Source organism: Streptomonospora wellingtoniae (assembly GCF_031845375.1).
GTDB classification, from domain to species: Bacteria; Actinomycetota; Actinomycetes; order Streptosporangiales; family Streptosporangiaceae; genus Streptomonospora; species Streptomonospora wellingtoniae.
In genome coordinates this window covers 1-7,042 of record NZ_JAVREK010000046.1, presented here as the reverse complement: position 1 = coordinate 7,042, position 7,042 = coordinate 1, and the positions used below count along the sequence as shown (strand labels likewise).

The window sequence follows — 7,042 nt, the reverse complement described above, 5'->3', positions numbered from 1 at the left end:
TGTGGTTTGCGGTGGTGATAGCGGGAGGGTCACACCCGGTCCCTTTTCGAACCCGGTCGTTAAGCCTCTTTGCGCCGATGGTACTGCCTTCATGGTGGGGGTGGGAGAGTAGGTTGCTGCCGCATTTCTTATTGGGTGGGAGGTCCCCTTTTCTGGGGGCTTCCCACCCTTTTTTATGCCGAAATTCGAACGCGTTCGGTGATCGAATGAGAACCCCGCGCGTGCGCGCGTCCTCCCCGCACGCTGCCGTCCTCGGGAGATTCAATTATGCGGGGATGACCGTGCAGAGCAGGGTTGGCACTGCACGGTGGTGTCGGATTCGTCCGGCGGGCTAAGGTGGCCTGTGATGATTACCGGGACGGCGCTGCGCCACGCACGGATTGATGACCCGGTGCTCTTCTGAGCGTCGTACGGGCCGACGCGTGCCCGCAGTTCGACAGAGGATCCGGCGCTGATGCGCGGGCTCCGCCTCCGTCGTATCGATGAATGGTTCGACACATCGAAACGACAGGAGGATCCATGCCCGCCACGACGCTGCAGATTCAGATTCCCACCTCGGACGGCCAAGCCGACGCCTTCGCCGCTTTTCCCGACCGCGGCGAGCGGCACCCCGGCGTGCTGCTGTATACGGACGCCTTCGGCTTGCGGCCGGAGCTGGAGGCGAGAGCCCGCGAGCTTGCCGAGCAGGGGTACTACGTGCTCGTGCCCAACCTCTACTACCGGCACGGCCCGGCACCGGCGACCGAACTCCCCGAACACATCGGGGAAGAGGTCCGGACCGCGATCATCGGGCGGCTGATGCCCCTGATCGAGCAGCACACACCCGAACGTATCCTGCGCGACGCCGACGCCTACCTCAGGTTCCTCACCACCCGGCCCGAGGTCGGCGTCGGCCCCGTCGGTGTGATCGGTTACTGCGTGGGCGCCGCCTTGGCGATGCGCACCGCGACCGCCCACCCGGGCCGGGTGGCCGCTCTCGCCGGCTTTCACCCCGGCTTCGTGGTCACCGACGCGCCCGACAGCCCGCATCGCCTCGTCCCCCGTCTCACCGCGGACGTCCACCTCGGCCTCGCCGAAGGCGACCTGACGCCCGAGGCCACGAGCGAGCTCAACCACGCCCTGGACGCCGCAGGACGCGACTACACCACCGAGGTCTACCCCGGCACCGTTCACGGCTTCACCATGTCCGACACCGACGCATTCGACCCCTCCGCACTGCAGCGCCACTGGGACCGCCTGCTCCCCCTCCTCGCCCGCGCACTGCAGTAGGCCCGCCCCGCCGGCGTCGGGGCGCCGGCGGGGCACGCACGGATCGGGGCGTGACGCCGCTGCGCGGCGCTCCGCCCCGATCAGGCCGACTCCCTAGCCGTTGACACCGGTCCCCGTCCCCCGCTCCAGGCTGAGCAGGCTCTGCTTCCGCGGGATCCCGCCTCCGTAGCCGACCAGCGCACCGTTGGCACCGATCACCCGGTGACAGGGCACGATGATGGAGATCGGGTTGCGGTTGTTGGCCATGCCGACCGCACGCGAGGCGTTCGGCTGCCCGATCGAACGGGCGATCTCGCCGTAGGTCGCGGTCCGCCCGTGCGGGATCGTCGTCAGCGCGCTCCAGACGGTGCGCTGGAAGGCGGTCCCCCGCGGAGCGAGCGGCAGGTCGAACTCCCGCAGCTCCCCGGCGAAGTAGGCGGCAAGCTGCTCGGCCGCCTCCCGCAGCGCCTCCGGCTCGCGCCGCCACTCCTTCCCGACCCCCTGAGCGAAGCGTTCGTGCGGGCTCATAAACAGCCCCGTGACCGCCTCGCCGTCGCCGATGAGCAGCAGCTCACCCAGCGGCGAGGGCACCAGGTCATACAGCGGTGTCCCGCTGCGGGGTTCGGCGAACCGCGCCGGAGCGACGCGTTCGGACCGGGGCTCGGCCACCTCCAGCGGCAGGGCGTCCTGAATCGTGTTCGGGTCTGCGGTCATCGTCGGTGTCCTCATCGTCGTGTGCCTGCCCCTCCGGTCGCGGGGTGGTGGTCGCGTGTGCGCCGCGCCGGCTTCGGCCGGGTGCGCGCCGGCCGCCCAGAGGTGGTGTGTGGCGTAGGAGCGCCACGGCTGCCACGCCTGCGCGGCCCGGTCGGCGTAGCCCGGGTCGCCGGGCAGCCCGAGACGCTCCAGCGCCTTGCGTACGCCCAGGTCGGTCCCGAGGAACACATCGGGGTCGCCGAGCGCGCGCATGCGGATGTAGTCGGAGGTCCACGGGCCGATGCCGGGCAGTTCGCGCAGCCGGGCGGAGGCCTCGTCGCGGTCGGCGCCCGGGTCCAGCTCGATCCGGCCGGACGCCAGCGCCCCGCTCAGCGCGATCAGCGCCTTAGCGCGGCCTGCGGGCATCGGCAGATCCGCGGGGGAGGCCGCTGCCAACACCTCCGGGCCGGGGAAGGCCCGGGTCAGGTCGCCCTGGGGAAAGGCCAGCGCCGTGCCGAAGCGCTCCACCAGCCGCCCGGCGACCGTGCGCGCCGCCGCGACCGAGACCTGCTGGCCGATGATGCCGCGCACGGCCATCTCGGCGGCGTCGGCGCTCGCGGGCGCCCGCAGTCCGGGACGCTCGGCGACGATCCCGGCCAGCGGACCGCCGTCGGAGCCGAGGGCGTCGGCGACCGCGTCGGGGTCGCTGTCCAGGTCCAGCAGCCTCCGGCAGCGGTGCACGGCCGTGCCCAGGTCCTTCATCAGGTCCAGGCAGAGACGGCACCACACGTGGTCGTCGGTGCCGCCCCGGAAGATGTAGACGATCCCGCGGCCGTGGGGGAGGTTGAGCACGCGCCGGTAGCCGCCGTCGACGACCTCCTCGACTCCCGGCACCGCGCGTGCGGCGAGGAAGCCGAAGAGGTGGGCGAGGTCGATGGGCGGGCGGAGCGGCAACCGCACCGTGACGGTCCCGGCCCCCTGGGGCCCCGACGGCGCCGTGGTACCAGCGGCGTCCGCAGCCGTTTCGCCGCTGCCCACCTGTGCCGGGCGCCCCGCGCCGACCCGGCGCAGCCGGGAGGGGGCGCGGGCGAAAACCTCCCGTACCGTGTCGTTGAACTGGCGGATGCTGGAGAAGCCCGCGGCGAATGCGATGTCGCTCATCGGCAGGTCGGTCGTCTCGATCAGCACGCGCGCGGTCTGGGCCCGCTGCGCGCGGGCGATGGCCAGCGGCCCCGCTCCCAGCTCGGCCACGAGCAGCCGGTTGAGCTGGCGTTCGCTGTAGCCGACCCGCTCGGCCAGCCCTGCGACCCCGTCGCGGTCGACTGCTCCGTCGGAGATCAGCCGCATGGAGCGGCCCACGATGTCGGCGCGCACGTTCCACTCGGGCGATCCGGGCGAGGCGTCGGGCCGGCACCGCTTGCAGGCGCGGAAGCCCGTCCGCTGGGCGGCGGCCGCAGAGGGGAAGAATCGGGTGTTCGCACGCTTGGGCGTGACTGCGGGGCAGCTCGGTCGGCAGTAGATGCCGGTGCTGGTCACTCCGACGTAGAAGACCCCGTCGAAGCGCGCGTCCTTGCTGCGCACCGCCAGGTAGCGCTGGTCGTCGTCCATCACGCATCCATCATCGTGCGTGAACCCCAGCAGTGCTAGCGGATTTCAGACATGGAGATGGCGGTGGCCGCCGCGGCCGCTTCCGGGCGGAGCCGCCGGCACCAGGCGCCCGCCTGCACGGCGCCCGCCCGGGCACCGGCGTCCGCGCTCAGGCGGAGTCGCTCGACCGCTCCGCGGCGTCGCCGTGCTTGTGCAGGTAGTCGATGAAGATCGGACGCAGCTGCTCCTGCACGCGGGGGTCCTCGTCGGCCCCCAGGGCATCGTAGAACAGGCCGGACGCCTGGGCGACGCCCGCTTCACCCGCCTCCAGATTGCCCGCGGCGGCCTCCGCGGCGGGGAGCACCTCCAGCAGCCGCCAGAAGAACCCGATGTCCCAGCGGTGACGGGCCAGGGCCACCGCGCGGTCGCGCAGGACCCGCGTCTCCAGGAGCTCCAGCGGGGACTCCTTCTCGCTCATGTCTCCACTCATGCCCCGACGGCTACCCGGCCCTCGCGCGTCCAACATGCGGTGACATACGTTACTGTTCGTTAACGGGTCCACCGGTGGCGGGCGGGCGGCGCTGTATGCGCCGGCGGCCGCGCCGACCGGGCAATCGGCAGGAGGGACGCACATGGGCGGGTCATCGACCGTGCGGGTCGTCGTCGCCAAACCCGGGCTCGACGGCCACGACCGCGGAGTGAAAGTCGTGGTGAGGGCGCTGCGCGACGCGGGCGTCGAGGTCATCTACACCGGGCTGCGCCAGACGCCGGAGATGGTCGTCAACGCCGCACTGGAGGAGGACGCCGACGCGATCGGGCTGTCGGTGCTCTCCGGCGCCCATATGACGATCTTCAGCCGCGTCATGGAGTTGCTGGCCGAGAACGACGCCCGCGACATCGCCGTGTTCGGCGGCGGCATCATCCCCGAGGCGGAGGTGCCGGAGCTGGAGGCGATGGGTGTGGCCAAGGTGTTCACGCCCGGCACGCCCACCTCCGAGATCAGCGAATGGGTTCGGGAGAACATCAGGCCGCAGCACGCCGGTGCGAGCGGCGCCGCCGGGTGACCGGCGCCGCGGTGTGACATCCGCCCCGGAGGACCCTGCGGCGCGGGTCGGCGCGACCCTTGGCGGTAAAATGTCTGTTTTGTGTCATCCTTGCGTGCCGATCCGCCCGGTCGGCCACCCAGTGCCGCGACTGCGCGCCCCTTTCCGCTCCCGTACCCGCGTCCGCTCGCGCCCTGCCGACGGGCCGACCGCTCCGAGCTAGCGCGCCGGCCTTCGCCGGCCGGACCGATCGCTGCGCGAAGGCCGAGGTAGCGGCGTGGAGACCGGCCCCGAGATCGTCGCTCTGCTCATGACCGCCGCTTTGGCCGCGGGCTGGGTCGACGCCGTCGTGGGCGGCGGCGGGCTGCTGATGCTGCCCGCGATGCTCGTCGCCTTCCCCAGCGCTCCCGTGGCGCCGCTGCTGGGCACCAACAAGCTCACGGCGATCATGGGCACGGCATCGGCCGCCGTCACCTACTTCCGCGGCGTGCGCCCCGACCCGCGGATCATGTGGCCCACCGCGGGGCTGGCGCTGCTGGGCGCGGGAGGCGGCGCCGCGCTTGCAGGATCGGTCTCCTCCGCCGCGTTGCGGCCGACGGTGATGGTCGTGCTCGCCGTCGTGCTGGTACTCGTCATCGCGCGCCCCGCGATGGGTGCCGTGGCCGATCCCACACTGCTGACCCGGCGGCGCGTCGTCGTGGCGGTGCTGCTGGCCGGCGGCGGAGTCGGCTTCTACGACGGCCTGATCGGACCGGGGACGGGAACCTTCCTGATCATGGTGCTGACCACGGTAGTCGGCCTGGACTTCGTGCGCGCCTCCGCGTCGGCGAAGGTGGTCAACACCGCGACGAACCTGGGCGCGCTCGCGGTCTTCGCCTGGAACGGAGACGTGCTGTGGCTGCTGGGGCTCGGACTGGCGGTGTGCAACGTCGCCGGCGCCCAGATCGGCGCGCGGATGGCGCTGCGCCGGGGGTCGGGGTTCGTTCGAGGGGTGCTGGTGGTCGTCGTGCTCGCGCTGCTGGTGCGCCTGGCCTGGGAGCAGTTCGCCTGAGCGACCGCGGGCAGCCGATGATCACGTGTCCACGGGTCGCAACTCCGCCGATCTTGTAGCTATCGCAAATGGAAATCGATTTCCTTCACGATAGCTACAAGATCGGCGGTGATGGGCCGGGTGGGGTCGCGCCCCCGGGCGGCTGCACACCGGCGCCCGTGCGGTTGTGATCCGGTGTGAATCCGCACACCGGTTCTCATCGGGCAACCGGGCGTGAACGGGCCATTCCGCGCTTTCCCGAAGCGGTATGACTGGTCACCGCCGCCCCGGTGTCTGCTGTCAAGCTCGGGGAGGGCTAAGCTTCCGCATGTTGCGGTTGGCGTATCGAGCCCTGTTTCAACGCGGCGGGACCCGTGGCGGTCCCGCGTTTTCGGCCCCGGCCGGCCGCCGCACACCACTGCAGCCAGCTAGTAACAAGGACGGACCCTCGTGGACCTGTTCGAATACCAGGCGAAGCAACTCTTCGCGGAATACGGGGTACCGGTACCCCAAGGGAAGGTGGCGAGCACGGCCGCCGAGGCTCGTGCGATCGCCGAGGAGTTCGCGGCGGCGGGCGCATCCCGTGTCGTGGTCAAGGCTCAGGTCAAGACGGGCGGCCGCGGCAAGGCCGGCGGCGTGAAGGTCGCCGACGACGCCGCCGACGCCGAAGCCAAGGCCGGGCAGATCCTCGGGATGGACATCAAGGGGCACACGGTGCACCGGGTCCTCATCGAGGAGGCCAGCGACATCGCCGAGGAGTACTACTTCTCCTTCCTGCTGGACCGGGCCAACCGCACCTTCCTCTCGATCTGCTCCGCCGAGGGCGGCGTCGAGATCGAGGAGGTCGCCGCGACCAACCCCGACGCCGTCGCCCAGGTGCCGGTCGACGCCCTGAAGGGCACTCCCCCCGAGGTCGCCGCCGAGATCGTCGCCAAGGCCAAGCTGCCCGAGGCCGCCGCCCAAGGCGCGGCCGAGGTCGTCACCAGGCTCTGGGACGTGTTCGTCGGCCGCGACGCCACCCTGGTCGAGGTCAACCCCATGATCCTCACCGGCGACGGCCGTGTCGTGGCCCTCGACGGAAAGGTCACCCTGGACGAGAACGCCGACTTCCGCCAAGACCTGGAGAGCCTCGCCTTCGCAGCCGAAGGCGATCCCCTCGAGGTCAAGGCCAAGGAGAAGGGGTTGAACTACGTCAAGCTGGACGGGCAGGTCGGCATCATCGGCAACGGTGCCGGGCTGGTCATGTCCACTCTGGACGTGGTCTCCTACGCCGGCGAGGCCCACGGCGGGGTCCAGCCGGCCAACTTCCTCGATATCGGCGGCGGAGCCTCGGCCGAGGTCATGGCCGACGGCTTGGAGATCATCCTGGGCGATCCGGGCGTCAAGAGCGTGTTCGTGAACGTCTTCGGCGGGATCACGGCCTGCGACGCGGTGGCCAACG

Annotated in this window: 5 protein-coding genes, 1 rRNA gene and 2 pseudogenes; 5 read left to right on the top strand and 3 right to left on the bottom strand. The window is 71.3% G+C overall.

Annotated features, from left to right (window positions below):
• Positions 1-7: 7 nt before the first annotated feature.
• Positions 8-125, top strand: a 5S ribosomal RNA gene (gene rrf, locus RM446_RS24470).
• Positions 126-519: 394 nt separating this feature from the next.
• Complete coding sequence (locus tag RM446_RS24465; RefSeq protein ID WP_311547804.1) at positions 520-1,269, top strand: dienelactone hydrolase family protein; 750 nt, start codon at positions 520-522, stop codon at positions 1,267-1,269.
• A 93-nt stretch (positions 1,270-1,362) separates the two neighbouring features.
• Here RM446_RS24465 and RM446_RS24460 read toward each other — a convergent pair.
• The 3 genes and pseudogenes from RM446_RS24460 to RM446_RS24450 form a co-directional block, all read right to left on the bottom strand.
• Positions 1,363-1,836 (bottom strand): annotated as a pseudogene (locus RM446_RS24460) (methylated-DNA--[protein]-cysteine S-methyltransferase); the annotation flags it as partial.
• A 198-nt stretch (positions 1,837-2,034) separates the two neighbouring features.
• Positions 2,035-3,549, bottom strand: a pseudogene (locus tag RM446_RS24455) (AlkA N-terminal domain-containing protein); the annotation flags it as partial.
• Positions 3,550-3,697: 148 nt separating this feature from the next.
• Positions 3,698-4,006 (bottom strand): hypothetical protein, encoded by a 309-nt coding sequence (locus tag RM446_RS24450; protein WP_311547803.1) that lies wholly within the window; start codon positions 4,004-4,006, stop codon positions 3,698-3,700.
• 154 nt (positions 4,007-4,160) lie between these two features.
• Between RM446_RS24450 and RM446_RS24445 the strand changes: the two genes are divergently transcribed.
• From RM446_RS24445 to sucC, 3 genes are all read left to right on the top strand, one after another.
• Positions 4,161-4,592 (top strand): cobalamin B12-binding domain-containing protein, encoded by a 432-nt coding sequence (locus RM446_RS24445; protein WP_311547802.1) that lies wholly within the window; start codon positions 4,161-4,163, stop codon positions 4,590-4,592.
• 289 nt (positions 4,593-4,881) lie between these two features.
• Entirely contained in the window at positions 4,882-5,622 is a 741-nt protein-coding gene (locus RM446_RS24440; protein ID WP_311547805.1) for a TSUP family transporter, read from the top strand.
• A 429-nt stretch (positions 5,623-6,051) separates the two neighbouring features.
• The coding region (sucC, locus tag RM446_RS24435; RefSeq protein ID WP_311547801.1) for an ADP-forming succinate--CoA ligase subunit beta at positions 6,052-7,042 on the top strand (991 nt) is incomplete at its 3' end.

Excerpts from the sequence above, each read along its gene's own strand:
- RM446_RS24465 (WP_311547804.1), top strand. The coding sequence starts at position 520 with ATGCCCGCCACGACGCTGCAGATTCAGATTCCCACCTCGGACGGCCAA.
- RM446_RS24450 (WP_311547803.1), bottom strand. The coding sequence starts at position 4,006 with ATGAGCGAGAAGGAGTCCCCGCTGGAGCTCCTGGAGACGCGGGTCCTG.
- RM446_RS24445 (WP_311547802.1), top strand. The coding sequence starts at position 4,161 with ATGGGCGGGTCATCGACCGTGCGGGTCGTCGTCGCCAAACCCGGGCTC.
- RM446_RS24440 (WP_311547805.1), top strand. The coding sequence starts at position 4,882 with ATGACCGCCGCTTTGGCCGCGGGCTGGGTCGACGCCGTCGTGGGCGGC.